Source organism: Sphingobium sp. DEHP117 (assembly GCF_030867385.1).
In the GTDB taxonomy this organism is placed as follows: domain Bacteria; phylum Pseudomonadota; class Alphaproteobacteria; order Sphingomonadales; family Sphingomonadaceae; genus Sphingobium.
In genome coordinates this window covers 347,032-364,205 of record NZ_JAPFBJ010000001.1, presented here as the reverse complement: position 1 = coordinate 364,205, position 17,174 = coordinate 347,032, and the positions used below count along the sequence as shown (strand labels likewise).

Genomic DNA, 17,174 nt, shown 5'->3' with positions numbered 1-17,174 from the left:
CCAGTCCTGCAGCGAGGCAATTTATGCCACGGGCCACACCCGCCGGGAGCGATGATAGCGCGCCGGGATTTTCGTTTCCAGCGATCGGGCGCAAGAAGATCACAGCCGCGTTCGACGGAGGTCGGCTCACCTCGGATGGCGGTGTTCTGCTGCTGGCACAGGCCGAGCGCGCGATGGGGCTTTGCCGGCGGCTTGCGGCTTGCATTGCCGATCCGCGGGACCCTGTGCGGGTGATCCATCGCCTTGATGACATCCTGCGTGCCCGGGTGTTCGCGATCGCCTGCGGCTATGAAGACGCCGATGATCTCGACGCTCTGCGCGACGATCCGGGCTTCCGCCTGGCGCTGGGCAAGCTGCCGGGATCGGGCGCGGGGCTGGCCAGCCAACCGACGATGAGCCGGTGGGAAAATGCGCCGACCACACGCGAGCTGGCCAGGATGATGGCCGCGATGATCGACATCTACTGCACCAGCTACCCCGCCGCGCCGGCGGCGGTGACGCTGGATATCGATGACACCTGTGACGTTGTTCATGGCTATCAGCAGCTCTCCTTCTGGAACGGGCATCATGGCGAGCGCTGCTTCCTGCCGATCCATGTCTACGACACTGCCACCGGCCGACCGGTGGCGATGCTGCTGCGCACCGGCAAGACACCGTCGGGCGCCGAAGCTGCCGGCCACATCCGGCGCCTGGTGCGCCATCTGCGCCGGCACTGGCCCGAAACGCACATCACCATCCGCGGCGACGGGCACTATGGCCGGCCCGAGGTCATGGCCTTCTGCGAGGCGGCCGGCGTCGACTACGTGTTCGGCCTGCCGACCAACGCCGCGCTGCGTGCTGATCCCGAAATCGTCGCTGCCGCCGATGCCTGCGCGGTTAAGCGGGCTCAGCGCCAATATCCGGTCCTGCGCAACTATGCCGAGACCCGCTACGGCGCGAAGAGCTGGAAGTGCCAGCGCCGCGTCGTCGCCCGGATCGAGGCCAGCACGCTGGGCATGGACATCCGCTATGTCGTCACCTCGCTGGCCGAAGGTTCGGCTGAGCATATCTACGACACCCTCTACTGCGCGCGCGGCAACGCCGAGAACCTGATCAAGCGCCACAAGACCCAGCTTGCCAGCGATCGTACCTCGTGCCGCTCAGCCAATGCTAACCAGATGCGCCTCATCCTGCACACCGCCGCCTACTGGCTCGTGTGGCGCATCCAGCAGGAAATCCCGAAGGCTGCCGCGCTCGCCACCGCCGAGTTCGCAACGCTGCGCCTGCGGTTGCTCAAGGTCGCCGCCCGCATCATCGAAACCGCTACGCGCATCCGCGTCGCCTTCGCGTCAGCCTGTCCCGATGCCAGCCTGTTCAGAACCATTGCCACCGGCCTCCGGCCGGCACCCACATAACCAGCGCGGCAGTGCCGCCCAAAGCCCGAGCCCTCGTCCTTCAACCTCGAAAAGCCCATCGATCCTGACGCGGTGAAAAAACCGCCGGAGGAGCTTGCTCTGATCACCCGGCGACCGACAAACCATGCTCGCACGAACCCGGAGCGGAGGCCTCATGAATAGTGCGGGCTAGCCGGCTGAGGGCACAAGAAAAGAGCGCCACAATCGCGGCGCCCTTTTGTTGATTACAATGAGAGGTGGAGTTTATTCCGCCTTGTCGCGCGCATATTTCGGCGCGGCTTCATTGAGGATGTCCAGAATCTTCTTGAGCGCTGCGCGCTCGTCCGTCTCTTCCATCGCCGCCAGTTCGCGCGCGAGCCGGCTCGACGCAGCCTCGAAAATCTGGCGCTCGGAATAGCTCTGCTCCGGCTGGTCATCAGGCCGGAACAGATCGCGCGTCACCTCGGCAATCGAAACCAGATCACCGGAGTTGATCTTCGCTTCATACTCCTGCGCGCGGCGCGACCACATGGTGCGCTTGACCTTGGGCTTGCCCTTCAGCGTATCGAGCGCCTCACTCAGCGTCTTGTTGGAGGAGAGCTTGCGCATCCCCACGCTTTCCGCCTTGTTGGTGGGGACACGCAGGGTCATCCGCTCCTTCTCGAAGCGCAATACATACAATTCGAGGTCCATTCCGGCGATCTGCTGGCTTTGCAGCTCGATCACCCGACCAACACCGTGCTTGGGATAAACAACATAATCGCCGACATCGAAAGACAGGGCCTTTGCAGCCATTGGAAACCTTTCCATAATCTCAAAGGGAGCATCAGGCCGCGACATGGCACCAGAACCTCGGTGTTTCCGGAGCGGCGCGCGGAGACGCTTGGGGCATTACGAATTTACTCCTGACGAGGTGCGACTTCCCCGCCTCGTTGCCCTTTTAACAGATTCGTAACAAAATTACCAGCCCGGAGCGGAAATCCGCTCCAGCTGGTTGTTAAGACTGAAAATTTCCAGTTTATGGGGTGGGTATTCAGCCGCCTGCGCCGGGCGCCTCCGAGAAATATTTCTCGAACTTGCCTTCCTCGCCCTTGTGATCGTCGGCATCATCTGGCGCGGCGCCCTTGCTGGTGATATTCGGCCATTCAGCGGAATATTTGGTGTTCAGCTCCAGCCACTTTTCCAGGCCGTTTTCGGTATCGGGCAGGATCGCCTCGGCCGGGCACTCCGGTTCGCACACGCCGCAGTCGATGCACTCATTGGGGTTGATGACCAGCATATTCTCGCCCTCGTAGAAGCAATCGACGGGGCAAACCTCCACGCAGTCCATATATTTGCAGCGGATGCAGGCCTCGGTCACTACATAGGTCATCGTTATCTTCCCTGTTCACTCACGTCGGCAAGACGCAGTTATGATGCTGTTCAGACCTGCTATTCCCGCCCTGCGGCCGCGTCAACATCAAGTTACGCTCCCTGGGATGTATGCTCCGTGGACAGGGTCAGATCCTCATAGCACGCCTGAGCCTCCGGTGCCGGACCGCGCCGGACCGGAAGCGCGAGGATGCGCACCACGCGGATGCGATCCCCCTGCACGAGAGTCACGAGATCGCCAACGCGGATGGGGCTGTGCGCGCGGTCTACCCGGCGGCCATTCAGCCGCATGATCCCCTGCTCTGTCATTGCCTGTGCCGTACTGCGGCTTTTCGAGAGGCGGGAAAACCAGAGGAATTTGTCGATCCGCATGGATGGGCCATGCTGGGGGATGGGAGCGGAAGATGCGGCTGGCGAGCTGCTGGCCAAAGCCTTTTATTCCTTGCCCGCCAGCAAATCGGCAAGACCGGCGAAAGCGCCGCCGCCAGCCGGGCGGGCAGGCGCGGCATCCTTGTGGGCGAAACGACGGTCTGGCCGTTCGCGCGGCGGGCCAGAGCGTTTTTCCTGCCCCTCCTGCCGGGGCTTGCGCGCCGGACCGGGCTGAGCCCCCTTGGCCTGAGCACCGCCAAAGCGGCGTTCTTGCCGGTCCTTGTGCTTGTAGCGCCCGCGAAACACCCAGTTCGCGCCCGCAGGAGGTGGAGCCTCGGCGGGGCTGGCGGCTTCCGGGGCTGAATCCGGAGTGGGGGCTGGGTCTGACAGCGGGATTTCTGTCGGCTCACCGGCGGGAAACTCCTGCGGCGGGGCGGCTGGGGCCGGATCGTCGGGCAGCGGAGGCGTTTCTGCCGGAGTTTCGCCCGGCTCGTCTTCGGAAGGCGGGATGGGCGGCAATTCCTTCGGCATTTCAGGGTCGTCCGCCGCCTGTTCCGTCACAGGTTCCACCGGCCTGGGGATCACAGGACGGAAGCCCGCGCCACGCATGATCTGGTTGAACAGAGGTTCCGCCAGACCCAGCGAGACGATGAACGGCGATGCCGCGTCATAGCGCTCGTTCTTGGCGATCGCCTCATGCCCGCCGCGCGCGATGCGCTCTATCATGTCGATGCGGATCTGCGTGTCGTTGAAGCTGCGATAGCCCGCGCGCGCGGCGCCCATCTGCTCCTCGCGCGCTTTGAGGGTTAGCACCACCGCGCCCGCCGGAGGCAGGGGCAGCATCGGTTTGTTGCGTTGAAGTGCCATGAGAGCCAAACGCCAGAGGGCCGCTCCGGGTTTCAACAGCGCATGATGATAAATATCGAGCACGCCGATGGTGAAGCCCGCCTTGCGGACGATCTGGCGCTGGTCCTTGTCCAGCCGGTTGAGCGCGTCGTCAAGGTCGACCCGCGCGATGATGCCGCCCGCGTCGCCGAGCTGGATCAACAGCGCCCGCACGACCGCCGGGGTGTCTTCCTGCGTCGAAAGCTCCGCAATCTTCAGCAGCGGCGCAAGGTGGCGTTCGTGTTGGGCTTGCATCCAGGCGTTGAGCCGCGCGGTGACGCGGTTGGCGACATCCTGCCCCAGCGCGACGATTGTCTTGTCCACCCGCACTTCCGGGTGGAGCAGCGCGGGGCCGGCGTGCAGCATCGCGACCTTTTCCTCGCGCCACAGCAGGCCAGGCGTCTCGCCCGGCGTGGCGCTCAGCGCGAATTCGCCATCCGGCGCGGCAATCAGTTCCTCGGCCTTCACGGTCAACATCTTTCCCAGTCGCCGCTCCGCCGCGGCCAACAGCAATTTCCTGTCCCCGCCCCGCGCCTGCGGATCGACGTGAAAGCGGAATCCCTTCAGGCTTCCTAGCGGCTCGCCATCGACATGCACAGACCCATCCGCATCGATATCGACCGGCAAATGTTCATTTTTGCGGCCCAGGTCACGCAGCAGCACCGAGGTGCGCCGGTCAACGAACCGCTGGGTAAGCGCGGCGTGGAGCGCGTCAGAGAGTTTTTCCTCCAGCGCGCGCGTGCGTTCGGCCATGTCGGCGGGGTTGGCCAGCCAGTCCGGCCGGTGGGCGATATAGCTCCAGGTGCGCGCCGCCGCGATGCGCCCGGAGAGGGTATCGACATCGCCCTGCGCATTGTCGAGCCGGGCGACCTGTCCCGCGAACCAGTCTTGCGGGATATGGCCGTTGCCTTCGGAGAGGAAGCGCCACAGGCGGGCGACGCTGGCGCGGTGATGCTCTGGCCCCAGCTTCTGAAAATCGGGCAGGCCGGACACATCCCACAAGCGGCGGAGCTGCGCGGTGGAGCGGACGCGGGCACGCACCTCCGCGTCGTCCGCCATCGCCTTCAATACGGCGAGGTCCACCGCTTGGGGCGCGGGGCGCAGCTCTGGCCGGTCTGGCCGGGCTTCCAGCGCGGCGATCAGCGCATCTATTCCCGCATCCAGCGGCGGCGCGCCATCGCGCCAGTAGAGATGCTCGATGCGCGGAAATTCGTGCGCCTCGATCGCCTCGATCTCCTCGGGCCGGAACGCGCCTTCGCCCTCCTCCCCGCCGAGCGAGCCGAAGGTGCCATCCTTCTGATGCCTTCCTGCCCGCCCGGCAATCTGCGCCATTTCGGCGATGGTCAGGCGGCGGGTGCGATGCCCGTCGAACTTGCGCAGCGAGGCAAAGGCGACATGCGCGACATCGAGGTTCAGGCCCATGCCGATCGCGTCCGTCGCGACGAGATAATCGACGTCACCGTTCATGAACATCTTCACCTGCGCGTTGCGGGTGGAGGGCGAGAGCGCGCCCATCACCACCGCCGCGCCGCCGCGCAGCCGCCGCAGCATCTCCGCCACTGCATAGACCTCCTCCGCCGAGAAAGCGACGATGGCGGAGCGCTTGGGCAGGCGCGAGAGCTTCTTAGCTCCGGCATAGGACAGTGTGGAAAAGCGCGGGCGCGAGATGATCTCCGCCTGCGGCAGTAGCGCGCGCACCATGCCGGAAAGCGCGCCCGAGCCGAGGATCATCGTCTCCTCCCGCCCACGCGCGCGCAGGATGCGATCGGTGAAGATGTGCCCGCGCTCAGGATCGGTGCCCAGTTGCGCCTCATCGAGCGCGACGAACGCGAAATCCTTGTTGAGGGGCATCGACTCCGCCGTGCAGAGATACCAGCGCGCGCCTTGAGGTTCGATCTTCTCCTCGCCGGTGATGAGCGCAACTTCCTTGGGGCCTTTGAGCGCCACCACCCGGTCATAGACCTCGCGCGCCAGCAGCCGCAGCGGAAAACCCATCATGCCGGAGGAATGCGCGCAGAACCGCTCTACCGCGAGATGCGTCTTGCCGGTGTTGGTGGGACCGAGCACCGCCGTAACCGGAGCGCGGGAAAATTGGGCCATGGTCGCCTTGTCGTGCATGGGGACAGGAGATGCAAGACCGCGACTCGGGCCGGTTGGTCGGTCAACGGACACGTCTCACCTCGAAGTGTGGCGGAAATCCGCCGCTTTAATTTGACATTAACCCTCAGCCTTCACAAAAGTGCCGCATATCTGCGCGGAAGCGGGCTGCGCGGAGCGAGCGGTTTTCAGTCTGACTGGATCAGACTGACCGCTCTGGTTTGGGTTTACCGCGATTTCTGAATCGTCAAATGATGCCATTTGACTGGAAATCGCTCTGGTTCGGGGATGGGCCTGATTTGTTTTTGAACGATGATCACAATGGCACGGCAGGAGGCGCTGCGGCCTTGGCATTGCCTCTGCCTGTGCCAGGACCTGGAGCAAGCGCACCGCGCGGCTTCGGCCGTGCATCCCCCGCCCCCGCCCGTACCCAGCACTGGCGCGAAAGCCTTAAATACTGGGCCGAAGAGATCGATCTCGTTCCCGATCTGGGACGCGATGTCGGCAGCCGGACATGGTGGCGCGGCCTTGCCACCTGCGCTGCGCTCTGTTTCGTGACCGTGAAGCTCGCGCCCGATCTCGCGCCGCTGCCCGGCCTGGCCGAAGCGCCGATGACGGCCGCAAGCTATGACGAGATTCGCTCGCAGATGATCACACCGCTGGCCTATGGCAGCAACAGCGGGCGGCACATGGGGCCGACCGATCTTGTTTCGCCGCTCGCCAGCACGCCGGAACGCCCGATGATCCAGCTGTTCTCGTCAGTAGGCGAGAGCGGCGGCCTGTCTCGCGCGCTTGCGCGTGCAGGCGTTTCCAGCGCGGACAGCCGCGAGGTGATGCGCACGCTGGGCGAAGAGATCAGCCCCGGCAGCATCGACCCCGGCACGCGGCTCGACATCACGCTGGGCCGCCGCCCGAACCCGAAGGCCATGCGCCCGCTCGATGCGCTCTCGTTCAGGGCGCGGCTTGACCTAGCGGTGGACCTGAAGCGCGAGAACGGCGCACTCACTTTGCACCGCACGCCGATTGCCGTGGATGATACGCCGCTGCGCATCAGGGGCGTGGTGTCAGACAGTCTCTATCAGGCGGCGCGCGCCGCAGGGGCCACCCCGGCGACGGCGCAGACCTATCTTCGCGTGATCGGGCAGCAGATATCGCTGGAGCGGATCGGAGCGGGTGACCGCTTCGACATCATCATCGCCCATCGCCGCGCGGCAGACGGCATGGCCGAGCCGGGCGCGCTGCTTTATGGTGGGCTGACGACCGCAAGCGGCAAAAAACTCGACATGCTGAAATGGACGCACGAGGGCCGCGAGCAGTGGTTCGAGGCATCGGGCGTCGGCAAGAAGCGCGACGGTTTCGCCCAGCCCGTGGAGGCGCGGCGGATATCGTCAGGCTTCGGCATGCGCTTTCACCCGATCCTCGGCTATTCACGCATGCATCAGGGCGTGGACTTCGCGGCTTCGACCGGAACGCCGATCCACGCGGTGACGGACGGCGTGGTCAGCTATGCCGGGCGGCATGGCGGGCACGGCAATTTCGTGAAGCTCGCCCACAGCGGCGGCCTCGGCACAGGCTATGCGCACATGAGCAGCATCGCCGTCTATGCGGGGCAGCGTGTGCGGCGGGGCCAGGTGATTGGCTATGTCGGATCCACCGGCATCTCGACCGGGCCGCATCTTCATTATGAAGTGTATCAGAACGGCAGAACAGTGAACCCCTTGTCGGTCAAGTTCCAGCAGACAGCGCTGCTCGGCGGGCGGGAGCTGAAGGCGTTTCGCGCCAGGCTGAGCAGCCTGAAGGCGACGGCGCGCGGCAGCGACGTAGCAGTAGTTTCAGCAGACACGCTCAAGGCCGAGCAGGCGCGCAAGATCGCCTCGCGCTGACCTGCTTGCGAGGAAGCGGGCAACCTCCTAAAACCCGCGCCATGACGATCCCCACCGCCCCCTACCCCGCGCTGCGCCTGCGCCGCACCCGTGCCCATGCGTGGAGCCGCGCCATGTTCGCCGAGAACCGCCTCCACCCGTCAGACCTCATCTGGCCGCTGTTCGTGACCGAGGGTAGCGGCGTGGAGGAACCGATATCCTCGCTGCCCGGTGTGTCGCGCTGGTCTGTGGACCTGATCGTCGCCCGCGCAAAGGAGGCGATGGCAGCGGGCATCCCCTGCATCGCGCTGTTTCCCAATACGCAGGCGGAGCGTCGCTCCGATGACGGCAAGGAAGCACTTAACCCGGATAATCTGATGTGCCGCGCCATCCGCGCGCTCAAGAATGCGGTTCCGGACATAGGCGTTCTTACGGACGTCGCGCTCGATCCCTATACCGCGCACGGGCAGGACGGGCTGGTGGATGACCGTGGCCGCATTGTGAATGATGCAACAATCGACGTGCTGATCGGCCAGTCGCTCAATCAGGCGGCGGCGGGAGCGGACATCATCGCACCATCAGACATGATGGACGGGCGCGTCGGCCTGATCCGCGCGGCGCTGGAGCAAAACGGCCATCAGGACGTGCAGATCATGGCCTATGCCGCCAAATATGCCTCCGCCTTTTATGGCCCGTTCCGCGATGCCGTGGGCTCGCGCGGGCTGCTGAAGGGCGACAAGAAAACCTATCAGATGGACCCCGCCAATGCGCAAGAGGCGCTGCGCGAGGTGGCGCTGGACCTTGCCGAGGGCGCGGACAGCGTGATGGTGAAGCCCGGCCTGCCCTATCTCGACATCGTGCGCGCGGTGAAGGAACGGTTTGCCGTGCCGGTGTTCGCCTATCAGGTGAGCGGGGAATATGCCATGATCGAGGCAGCGGCGGCGGCAGGCGCGGGAGACCGCGATGCGCTGGTGCTGGAAACGCTGATGAGCTTCAAGCGGGCAGGCTGCACCGGGGTGCTGACCTACCACGCGCTTCACGCCGCGCGGCTGATGGAATGAGCTTCAAGGCTGCCTGAGCGCGGCCTTCAGCGCGTCGATCCGGTCATTCTGGGCATCGACATTGGCCAGCGCCATGCGCCGTGCCGCCAATATTTCCGCGATGCCGCCTTGTGAAGACCCCTCCGCCTGAGCCTTCATCCTGTCCGCATAGAGCGTATCCAGGCTGGCGAGTGCGTAGACGCTGTCATAGCGTGCTTCCTCCAGCCGGGCGAGGTCGACTTGCGCCCCCACCCACGCCTCGCTCGATACCGCGGCGCCTGACGCAGCGCTGATCCCCGGAGCGACTTCGGCATAGATCCGGTCAAATGCGCCTTTGCCTCTGTCCGCCTGCGCTGAAAGCGCAGCCAGTTGCTGGAGCAATGCCGAATCGGCTGGGGATGGCTGCGCCTGCACAGGCTGGGCAGCCGGATCAGGCACCACCTCGCCGCCTACACGCGCGGTTTCGGCCGGGCGGCGGGCGAGCGATGGATAACCGCGCCCGTCCTGCGTCATGCTGGCGCAGGCGGAGAGGAGCAGGGTAAGACTGGCGAGAAGGCGTTTTTGCATCGTTCCTGCCATGTAGGGCCGTACGACCAACTGCGCAACCGAGGCTGACGTTGCCCGCGCAGGCCAAAACGCCTATGCGGGCGACCATGCTGACCACGCTCGCCACGATTGCCCCGGTGTTCCTGATGATCGCGGCGGGCTATGCGGCGCGCAGGCTGGGCATCATGCCGGAGGGCTCGGGCGCGCTGCTGACCCGCTTCGTGACATGGATCGCTCTGCCGGTTCTGATGTTTCATATCGCCGCCACGACCGACTGGCGGGCAGTGTGGGATAATGAGTTCGTTCTGGTTTCCCTGCTGGGCAGCGTGATCCTTTACATCATCGGCCTGGGTATCGGGCGGCTGCGCGGCCTGCCTATTGCCGATATCGCAGTCGATGGCCTCAATGCGAGCTATTCCAACGCAGCATATCTCGGCCTGCCGCTCTTTCTTCTTGCCATCGGTCCGATGAGCGCACCCTATGTCATTGTTGCCGCCTCGCTGACGCTGATGAGCCTTTTCGCGCTGGCGGTCGGCACGATCGAGCTGGGCCATCACCGCAGCCAGGGCGTGCTGCATGCCCTCGCCAAAGCGGGCGCAGGTGTGATCAAGAACCCCGTGCTGGCGCTTTCGCTGGCGGGCGTGGCCTGGTGGCTCACCGGCGTGAAGCTGCCTGACGTGGCCGAACGGTTTACTCATTTGCTGGGGGGTGCGGCCAGCCCGGCCGCACTCGTCGCCATCGGTCTCTTTCTTGCCGAGCGTCCGCTGGCAGAGGCGGTCGGCAACCGGTTCGTGCTCGCGCTGACGGGCGCAAAGCTGGTGGCGCACCCGCTCATCACCGCGTTGATGGCCTATGGGCTGCTGGGCATGCGCGGCCTGCCCGCCTTCATGGCGGTGGCAATCGCCGCGCTGCCCACAGGAACGGGGCCGTTCATGGTCGCCGGCTTCTATGCGCGCGACGGCAAAGTGACATCCGGCACCATCCTCATGACGACGCTGATTTCAGTGGTGACCCTGTCCATACTGCTGGCATCCCTGCCGCGATGATGGGCCGACCTTTACCGGCCCTTCCCTTCCCGAATCCGGTTGACAGTGCGACCCCTATCCACTAACGGGCCACATTCCGCGCAGGGTCATGGGGCGCTGCTCCGTTGGCATTGTGCCAAGCATTTTTGGATGAAGAGATAAAGCCATGTTCGCTGTTGTGCGCACGGGCGGCAAGCAATATCGCGTCGCCGCCGGAGACAAGATCGTCGTCGAGAAGCTGGCGGGTGACGCCGGCGACACCGTAACGCTGGACGATGTCCTGCTCGCGGGCGAAGGCGCAGACCTCAAGGACACCAAGGGGCTGACGGTCTCTGCAGAGATCATCGCGCAGGCGAAGGGCGAGAAGGTCATCGTTTTCAAGAAGCGCCGCCGCCACAATTACCGCCGCCGCAACGGCCACCGCCAGAACCACACGATCCTGAAGATCGTGGCGATCGGCGGAGACAAGCCGAAGAAGGCCGCCAAGAAGGCAGAGGCAGCCGAAGCCGCCCCGGCCACGGAAGCGTAAGCGCGAACAAGATTTAAGGAGTCATAGAAAATGGCACATAAGAAAGCTGGCGGTTCGTCGCGCAACGGCCGCGACTCAGAGTCGAAACGCCTCGGCGTCAAGAAGTTCGGCGGTCAGCACGTGATCGGCGGCAACATCATCATCCGCCAGCGCGGCACCCGCGTCTATCCGGGCCGCAATGTCGGCATGGGCAAGGACCACACATTGTTCGCGCTCGGCGAAGGCCGCGTGGTATTCCACGATGGCAAGCTCGGCCGCAAATATGTGTCGGTAGACGCAATGGCGGAAGCCGCCGAATAACAGGACGATCCTTTGACCGGATCGTCCATCTGGGACGCTCCGGACCGGGGATCGCTTGAACAAAAGCGAGTCATCAAAGCGGGGCGCCCGGGCAGGGTTTGCCCCGCTTTTTGTCGTCCCGCGCAGGCCGGAACATCGTTTTGACCCAAGCGTTGCACGACCGAGAACAGATGGGGCGGAATTGTCCTATAATGTCGTCAAGCTGTCACCATAGTCTGCGATAACAGCATCGCACGAGAGGAAAGAGAAATGTTTGCAAGAACAGCGCGTTTGCTGCTGCGCCCGGGCTGGGCGGAGGATGCACCCGCCCTTGCGGCGGCGATTGCCGACCCGGCGATTGTGCGCAATCTGACCCGCGCACCGTGGCCTTATTCGGAAGAGGATGCGCGCGCCTATCTGGAAGCGCCGCAGCCAGGGCCGCTGCCCGATTTCCTGATCGTCAAACGGACGCGCGGCGCGCCGCAACTTATCGGCGGCTGTGGCATCAGCGCGCGGGAAGACGGCACGCCTGAGCTGGGTTACTGGATCGCGCGCCGCTATTGGGGCTTGGGCTTTGCCACCGAGGCGGCGAGCGCGGTGATGCATATTGCCCGTGCGACCGGACTGACAGGCATCCGGGCCAGCCACTTCCTCGACAACCCGGCCTCAGCCGCCGTGTTGCGCAAGCTCGGCTTTCGCGCAACCGGCCGCACGGAACGGCGCCATAGCGCGGCGCGCGGCGAGGCGGCCGAATGCGCATTGTTCGAAGACGCGGATATGCGCCCGAAACGGCCAGATCCGTCGCTTGAGCTGTACCGCGACCACGCTGCCATTGCAGCCTGATACGTAAGGGGGAAGAGACAGCATAAACTCTTCTCCTTTACCGTCTCTAACTGGCACACTACAAATCAAGTATTGCAAGTATTGTTAGTTAACAACCTTGAAATTTCACCCGGAATCGCGCAAAATATCGCTGATTTTCAGGGGGATATCATGGCATTTTGCAGCAAGCTTCCTTTATCTGGCCGTCTGGGTGGCGTTGGATTGGCCGCATTCGGCGCTCTTGCCTTCGGCACCCAGCAGCCTGCGCTTGCCAGCAGCCTGACGGCAGAGCAGGCCCTTGGCAAGGCGCTGTTCTTCGACAAGACTCTCTCAAAAAACGGGACGCAGGCCTGCGGCTCTTGCCACGCACCCAGCGCCGCTTTCACTGACCCCGACAAGAATCACCCGACTTCGAAAGGCGACAATCCCTCGCTCTTCGGCAACCGCAACACTCCGACCGTTGCTTATGCCGCTTTCAGCCCCGAGTTCCATTACGACGAGACGGAAGGTCTCTGGGTTGGCGGGCAGTTCCTCGATGGCCGGGCACCTACCTTGCAGGTGCAGGCCAAGGGACCGTTCCTCAACAAGCTGGAGATGGGCAATCCGTCCAAATCCTATGTCCTCAACACGCTGAAAAACGGCAGCAATGCCGCAGCCTTCAAACAGGTCTATGGCGCGAACATCTTCGACACGCCGACCAAGGCCTATGAAAAGCTGGCTACCGCGATTGCCGCCTATGAGCGGTCGTCGGAGGTATCGCCGTTCACCTCCAAGTTCGATTATTACAACAAGGGCCAGGCGAAGCTGACCCTGAAGGAGCAGCGTGGCCTTGCCGCCTTTAATGACCCGATGAAGGGTAACTGCGCCGCCTGCCACATCAGTAGCCCAAGCGACGATGGGACGCCCGCGCTGTTCACCGATTTCACGTATGACAATATCGGCATCCCCAAGAACCTCGCAAGCGACTTCCTGAACCTGCCTACGCAGTTCAACCCCGACGGCACCTCATTCGTGGATCTGGGGCTGGGCGGAATTGTCGGCGACGAGAGCCTTTATGGCGCATTCAAGGTATCGACCCTACGCAATGTCGCCCTCACCGGGCCATACGGACATAATGGCTGGTTCGACAACCTAGAGGATGTGGTCGATTTCTACGCCACGCGCGACACCAAGCCGGTATGTACATCCGTGATGCTCAGCTCCTCAGCCGCGGTGGCCGCCGGATGTTGGCCGGGCGCGGAGTTTGCCGAACAAATGAATGTTGATGAACTCGGCAACCTGCCGCTCAACAAGTGGGACAAGAAAAACATTGTCGCCTTCCTCGGCACGCTGACCGACGGTTATCAGGCCCCCACTGTGCCGGAACCCACGACCTGGGCGCTGATGCTCGTCGGCTTTGGCGGCATCGGCGCGGCGCTGCGCCGGAACCGCAAGGAGCGTCTGAAGATAGCCTGATCCGCATCAGTGCTGGCTAAACCGGGGCAAGCGCGATAAACGCGCTTGCCATGCACTTTCTCGATCAGGCGAAGATTTTCATCAAATCCGGCAGTGGTGGCCCCGGCGCGGTCAGCTTTCGGCGTGAGAAATATATTGAATATGGCGGGCCGGACGGCGGCAACGGCGGCAAGGGTGGCGACATCATCTTTGAGGCGGTGGCGGGGCTGAACACCCTCATCGACTTTCGCTATACCCAGCATTTCAAGGCGCAGCGCGGCATGCCCGGCGCCGGCAAGAACCGCACGGGCGCGGGCGGCCAAGACCGCGTCATAAAAGTGCCGGTCGGCACGCAGATCATTTCCGAGCCGGATGAGGACGGTTATAGCGAGCTGCTGGCCGACTTCACGCAGGTGGGCCAGCGACAGGTATTCCTGCGCGGCGGCGACGGCGGACGCGGCAACCTGAGCTACAAGACCAGCACCAACCGCGCGCCGCGCCAGCATGGCACCGGCTGGCCGGGCGAGGAAATGTGGGTCTGGCTGCGCCTCAAGCTGCTGGCGGACGTGGGCCTCGTCGGCCTTCCCAATGCGGGCAAATCGACCTTCATCAATCAGGTGACGAACGCCAAGGCCAAGGTCGGTGCCTATCCTTTCACCACCACCAAACCGCAATTGGGCGTCGTCTCCCACCGCGAGCGCGAGTTCGTGATCGCCGACATCCCCGGCCTGATCGAGGGTGCCTCGGAAGGCGTGGGCATAGGCGACCGCTTCCTTGGCCATATCGAGCGGTGCCGCGTGCTCATCCACCTGATCGACGCGACGCAGGATGACCCTGTCGCGGCGTGGGAGATCGTGCAAAACGAGCTGGAAGCCTATGGCGAAGGGCTGGAGGACAAGCCGCAGATCATCGCGCTGAACAAGGGCGACCTGTTGGGGCCGGAACTCATGGAAGACATCGCTGGGCAGCTTCGCGCGGCGGGAGTGGAAGAGGTTTTCATCATCTCTGGCGCGACCGGCGAGGGCGTACCCGCGCTGCTCGATGCCGTGTTCCCCATGCTGGATGAGGACGGCGCGGCTCTTGCAGCTCTTGCCGAAGAGGAGGAGGAGCCGGAGCAGGAGGACAAGCCATGGTCACCACTCTGACCGGCTTCCCCCCTGCCCTGATCAAACGCCTCGTCGTAAAGATCGGCTCTGCGCTGCTGGTGGACAAGGCGGGCGCGATCCGCTCCGAGTGGCTTGCTGGCGTTGTGGCGGACATTGCGGCGCGCACCAAGGCCGGGCAGCAGATCATCGTCGTATCATCAGGCGCGATTGCGCTGGGTGCGCGCAGGCTCTCCCTCCCTAAGGGCGGGCGGGGCAGCCTGGACGACGCGCAGGCCGCCGCCGCCGTCGGGCAGATCGCGCTTTCCGGCCATTGGGCGCAGCTCTTGGGTGAGCAAGCGCTCACTGCCGCGCAGATGCTGCTGACGCTCGACGATCTGGAGAACCGCCGCCGCTATCTCAATGCCGCCGCCACGCTGGAGCGGCTGCTGTCATTGGGTGTGATCCCTGTCATCAACGAGAATGACAGCGTCGCCACCACCGAGATCCGCTTTGGCGACAATGACCGCCTCGCCGCCCGCATCGGGCAGGCAGCGCGCGCGGATGCCGTGGTGCTGCTGTCGGACGTGGACGGGCTCTACACCGCCAACCCGCACAGCAACCCGGATGCGCAGCTGGTGCGCGAGGTGAAGCGCATCGACGCCGATATACTTGCCATGGCCGATGGCGGATCGGGCAGCGGCATGGGATCGGGCGGGATGGCAAGCAAGATCGAGGCGGCGCGGATTGCAAACAGCGCAGGTGCGCACCTCGCCATCATTTCAGGCGAGCCGGAACGGCCGCTCTCGGCGTGGGAGCAGGGCGCGAACGGAACCATATTCCTCGCGCAAACCGGCAATCGCGCGCGGAAGAACTGGCTCGCGGGCAGGCTTGTCGTCAAGGGCCGGATCACGGTGGACGCGGGCGCGGCGCGGGCGCTCGCGAACGGCAACAGCCTTCTTCCTGCAGGCGTGACGGCAGTGGAAGGCCGCTTTGCGCGTGGCGATGTGGTCGATGTTTTGAATGCGGAAGGCCGGGCCATTGCACGCGGCCTTGCGGAATATGATGCGGATGACGCGGTACGCATCGCGGGCAGACGCAGTGAGGAGATCGCGGCGTTGCTTGGCGAGGCGGTGCGCCCCGCGCTGGTCCATCGCGATCATATGGTGATGCTCTGATGCGCACCGTTGCCGTTACCGGCGCGACCGGGTTCGTCGGCAGCGAGACGCTGGATCAGTTGCTGGCGGCAGGCTTTACGGTGCGTGCGCTGGCGCGGCGGGCGCAGCCGGAGCGGGATGCGGTGACATGGATTGCGGGGGCGCTCGATGATGTCGGCGCGCTGGATATGCTTATGCAAGGTGCGGATGTGGTGCTTCACATCGCGGGCGTGGTGAACGCGCCCAACCGCGCAGGCTTCGAAGCGGGAAATGGCATCGGCACGGCCAATGTGATCTCGGCGATGCACCGGGCGGGCATCAAGCGTCTCATCCATGTGTCGTCGTTCGCCGCGCGCAATCCATGGCTGTCTGATTATTGCTGGTCCAAGCATCTCGCCGAGGAGAATGTGCGCGCCTCGGGCCTCGATTGGACGATGGTGCGTCCGCCTGCCGTCTATGGCCCGAACGATACGGAATTTGTGGAGATCATGAAGGTGGCCCGCTTTGGGATCATGCCCGTTCCCACCGAGGGAAGGGAGTCGCTCATTCATGTCGCCGACCTCGCCCGTGCCCTGGTATTGCTTTGCGGCGAAACGGGAGATGATTTTTATAGCGAAATCTGGGAGGTAGACGACGGCACTCCCAATGGCATCTCCCATATCGAACTGGCCGCTGCCTTCGGTCGAGCATTGAAGCGGCGCGTGATACCCCTCCCCCTCCCCCAGTCCCTCCTGATGCTGTTCGCGCACGCCGACAGACTGGTTCGTGGCCCCAAAGCCAAGCTAACCAAAGACCGGGTGCGGTATATGTGCCATCCCGACTGGGTGATCGACCCCGCGAAGCGGCCTCCCAGCCAGTTGTGGCGCCCGCGCATTTCCGCCGACGAGGGTCTGGCGGAAGTCGCCGCCACGTTGCGCCATTGATCCCGCCCAATTGCCGCCATATTCCCTTGCCAAACGCCTTTGACCGAGGGCATGAGCCGCGCAGGACTACAGGAAAGACCCAGCATGACTGACCGCTCCGAAATATACGATCAGGTTGTCGCCCAAATCGCGCCGTTCAACAAGAAGGGCGTGAAACTGAGCGAGGGCACTACCTTCGCGGGCGATCTGGAGTGGGACAGTCTCACCGTGATGGATTTCGTCGCCGCGATCGAGGACGAATTCGACATCATCATCAGCATGAACATGCAGGCGGAGATCGAGACGGTCGGCCAGCTGGTGGATGCCGTGGTGAAGTTGCGGGGGTAATCCTCCCCCGTCATGCTGAACCCGTTTCAGCGCAATCGGGGCACGTGACTCGC

At 64.1% G+C, this 17,174-nt stretch carries 17 protein-coding genes; 12 read left to right on the top strand and 5 right to left on the bottom strand.

The window, feature by feature from the left end; all coding sequences use genetic code 11:
* The first annotated feature begins 23 nt into the window (after positions 1-23).
* Positions 24-1,394 carry an IS1380 family transposase gene (locus tag OOT33_RS01805; RefSeq protein ID WP_307748129.1) on the top strand — a complete coding sequence of 457 codons (1,371 nt, stop codon included), beginning with the start codon at positions 24-26 and terminating at the stop codon, positions 1,392-1,394.
* A 243-nt stretch (positions 1,395-1,637) separates the two neighbouring features.
* Here OOT33_RS01805 and OOT33_RS01800 read toward each other — a convergent pair whose 3' ends face one another.
* The 4 genes from OOT33_RS01800 to OOT33_RS01785 all read right to left on the bottom strand — a co-directional run bounded on the left by OOT33_RS01800 (position 1,638) and on the right by OOT33_RS01785 (position 6,098).
* Entirely contained in the window at positions 1,638-2,168 is a 531-nt protein-coding gene (locus OOT33_RS01800) for a CarD family transcriptional regulator (RefSeq protein ID WP_307748268.1), read from the bottom strand.
* 238 nt (positions 2,169-2,406) lie between these two features.
* Positions 2,407-2,745, bottom strand: coding sequence for a ferredoxin FdxA (fdxA, locus tag OOT33_RS01795; RefSeq protein WP_307748267.1), 339 nt, complete (start codon positions 2,743-2,745; stop codon positions 2,407-2,409).
* A 92-nt stretch (positions 2,746-2,837) separates the two neighbouring features.
* Positions 2,838-3,116: a S4 domain-containing protein gene (locus tag OOT33_RS01790; RefSeq protein WP_307748266.1), complete on the bottom strand. Its 279-nt coding sequence runs from the start codon at positions 3,114-3,116 to the stop codon at positions 2,838-2,840.
* A gap of 63 nt (positions 3,117-3,179) precedes the next feature.
* On the bottom strand, positions 3,180-6,098 hold the full coding sequence (locus tag OOT33_RS01785; protein WP_307748264.1) for a helicase-related protein: 2,919 nt from the start codon (positions 6,096-6,098) through the stop codon (positions 3,180-3,182).
* A 251-nt stretch (positions 6,099-6,349) separates the two neighbouring features.
* On the opposite strand from OOT33_RS01785, the gene OOT33_RS01780 reads away from it, so the two are divergent.
* Positions 6,350-7,978 carry a peptidoglycan DD-metalloendopeptidase family protein gene (locus OOT33_RS01780; protein WP_307749267.1) on the top strand — a complete coding sequence of 543 codons (1,629 nt, stop codon included), beginning with the start codon at positions 6,350-6,352 and terminating at the stop codon, positions 7,976-7,978.
* A gap of 41 nt (positions 7,979-8,019) precedes the next feature.
* Entirely contained in the window at positions 8,020-9,018 is a 999-nt protein-coding gene (gene hemB, locus OOT33_RS01775; protein ID WP_307748263.1) for a porphobilinogen synthase, read from the top strand.
* A 3-nt stretch (positions 9,019-9,021) separates the two neighbouring features.
* Here the strand turns inward: hemB and OOT33_RS01770 are convergent, their stop codons facing one another.
* Positions 9,022-9,564, bottom strand: a complete 543-nt coding sequence (locus tag OOT33_RS01770) for a hypothetical protein (protein ID WP_307748262.1) — start codon at positions 9,562-9,564, stop codon at positions 9,022-9,024.
* Between the two features lie 74 nt (positions 9,565-9,638).
* On the opposite strand from OOT33_RS01770, the gene OOT33_RS01765 reads away from it, so the two are divergent.
* The 9 genes from OOT33_RS01765 to OOT33_RS01725 all read left to right on the top strand — a co-directional run bounded on the left by OOT33_RS01765 (position 9,639) and on the right by OOT33_RS01725 (position 17,121).
* Complete coding sequence (locus OOT33_RS01765; protein WP_307748261.1) at positions 9,639-10,589, top strand: AEC family transporter; 951 nt, start codon at positions 9,639-9,641, stop codon at positions 10,587-10,589.
* A gap of 145 nt (positions 10,590-10,734) precedes the next feature.
* Positions 10,735-11,097: a 50S ribosomal protein L21 gene (gene rplU / locus OOT33_RS01760; RefSeq protein WP_307748260.1), complete on the top strand. Its 363-nt coding sequence runs from the start codon at positions 10,735-10,737 to the stop codon at positions 11,095-11,097.
* A gap of 30 nt (positions 11,098-11,127) precedes the next feature.
* Positions 11,128-11,397: a 50S ribosomal protein L27 gene (gene rpmA, locus OOT33_RS01755; protein ID WP_129404065.1), complete on the top strand. Its 270-nt coding sequence runs from the start codon at positions 11,128-11,130 to the stop codon at positions 11,395-11,397.
* Between the two features lie 249 nt (positions 11,398-11,646).
* Positions 11,647-12,219 carry a GNAT family N-acetyltransferase gene (locus OOT33_RS01750; protein ID WP_307748259.1) on the top strand — a complete coding sequence of 191 codons (573 nt, stop codon included), beginning with the start codon at positions 11,647-11,649 and terminating at the stop codon, positions 12,217-12,219.
* Positions 12,220-12,369: 150 nt separating this feature from the next.
* Positions 12,370-13,653 carry a cytochrome c peroxidase gene (locus OOT33_RS01745; protein WP_307748258.1) on the top strand — a complete coding sequence of 428 codons (1,284 nt, stop codon included), beginning with the start codon at positions 12,370-12,372 and terminating at the stop codon, positions 13,651-13,653.
* Between the two features lie 50 nt (positions 13,654-13,703).
* Positions 13,704-14,777 (top strand): GTPase ObgE, encoded by a 1,074-nt coding sequence (gene obgE / locus OOT33_RS01740; protein ID WP_307748256.1) that lies wholly within the window; start codon positions 13,704-13,706, stop codon positions 14,775-14,777.
* Positions 14,762-15,892 carry a glutamate 5-kinase gene (gene proB / locus OOT33_RS01735; protein WP_307748254.1) on the top strand — a complete coding sequence of 377 codons (1,131 nt, stop codon included), beginning with the start codon at positions 14,762-14,764 and terminating at the stop codon, positions 15,890-15,892. Before obgE ends, proB begins: the two co-directional genes overlap by 16 nt.
* Positions 15,892-16,794, top strand: a complete 903-nt coding sequence (locus OOT33_RS01730) for an NAD(P)H-binding protein (protein WP_307748253.1) — start codon at positions 15,892-15,894, stop codon at positions 16,792-16,794. The genes proB and OOT33_RS01730 overlap by 1 nt, the downstream gene beginning before the upstream one ends.
* Positions 16,795-16,878: 84 nt before the next feature.
* Positions 16,879-17,121, top strand: a complete 243-nt coding sequence (locus tag OOT33_RS01725) for a phosphopantetheine-binding protein (RefSeq protein WP_307748252.1) — start codon at positions 16,879-16,881, stop codon at positions 17,119-17,121.
* The last annotated feature ends 53 nt before the right edge of the window (positions 17,122-17,174 follow it).

What these genes read in the sequence shown, in the direction of transcription:
- OOT33_RS01800 (WP_307748268.1), bottom strand. Translation starts at nt 2,168, where the DNA reads ATGGCTGCAAAGGCCCTGTCTTTCGATGTCGGCGATTATGTTGTTTAT.
- obgE (WP_307748256.1), top strand. Translation starts at nt 13,704, where the DNA reads ATGCACTTTCTCGATCAGGCGAAGATTTTCATCAAATCCGGCAGTGGT.
- OOT33_RS01770 (WP_307748262.1), bottom strand. Translation starts at nt 9,564, where the DNA reads ATGCAAAAACGCCTTCTCGCCAGTCTTACCCTGCTCCTCTCCGCCTGC.
- proB (WP_307748254.1), top strand. Translation starts at nt 14,762, where the DNA reads ATGGTCACCACTCTGACCGGCTTCCCCCCTGCCCTGATCAAACGCCTC.
- hemB (WP_307748263.1), top strand. Translation starts at nt 8,020, where the DNA reads ATGACGATCCCCACCGCCCCCTACCCCGCGCTGCGCCTGCGCCGCACC.
- OOT33_RS01790 (WP_307748266.1), bottom strand. Translation starts at nt 3,116, where the DNA reads ATGCGGATCGACAAATTCCTCTGGTTTTCCCGCCTCTCGAAAAGCCGC.
- OOT33_RS01785 (WP_307748264.1), bottom strand. Translation starts at nt 6,098, where the DNA reads ATGGCCCAATTTTCCCGCGCTCCGGTTACGGCGGTGCTCGGTCCCACC.
- rpmA (WP_129404065.1), top strand. Translation starts at nt 11,128, where the DNA reads ATGGCACATAAGAAAGCTGGCGGTTCGTCGCGCAACGGCCGCGACTCA.
- OOT33_RS01780 (WP_307749267.1), top strand. Translation starts at nt 6,350, where the DNA reads ATGCCATTTGACTGGAAATCGCTCTGGTTCGGGGATGGGCCTGATTTG.
- OOT33_RS01730 (WP_307748253.1), top strand. Translation starts at nt 15,892, where the DNA reads ATGCGCACCGTTGCCGTTACCGGCGCGACCGGGTTCGTCGGCAGCGAG.
- rplU (WP_307748260.1), top strand. Translation starts at nt 10,735, where the DNA reads ATGTTCGCTGTTGTGCGCACGGGCGGCAAGCAATATCGCGTCGCCGCC.
- OOT33_RS01750 (WP_307748259.1), top strand. Translation starts at nt 11,647, where the DNA reads ATGTTTGCAAGAACAGCGCGTTTGCTGCTGCGCCCGGGCTGGGCGGAG.
- OOT33_RS01765 (WP_307748261.1), top strand. Translation starts at nt 9,639, where the DNA reads ATGCGGGCGACCATGCTGACCACGCTCGCCACGATTGCCCCGGTGTTC.
- OOT33_RS01805 (WP_307748129.1), top strand. Translation starts at nt 24, where the DNA reads ATGCCACGGGCCACACCCGCCGGGAGCGATGATAGCGCGCCGGGATTT.
- OOT33_RS01745 (WP_307748258.1), top strand. Translation starts at nt 12,370, where the DNA reads ATGGCATTTTGCAGCAAGCTTCCTTTATCTGGCCGTCTGGGTGGCGTT.
- fdxA (WP_307748267.1), bottom strand. Translation starts at nt 2,745, where the DNA reads ATGACCTATGTAGTGACCGAGGCCTGCATCCGCTGCAAATATATGGAC.
- OOT33_RS01725 (WP_307748252.1), top strand. Translation starts at nt 16,879, where the DNA reads ATGACTGACCGCTCCGAAATATACGATCAGGTTGTCGCCCAAATCGCG.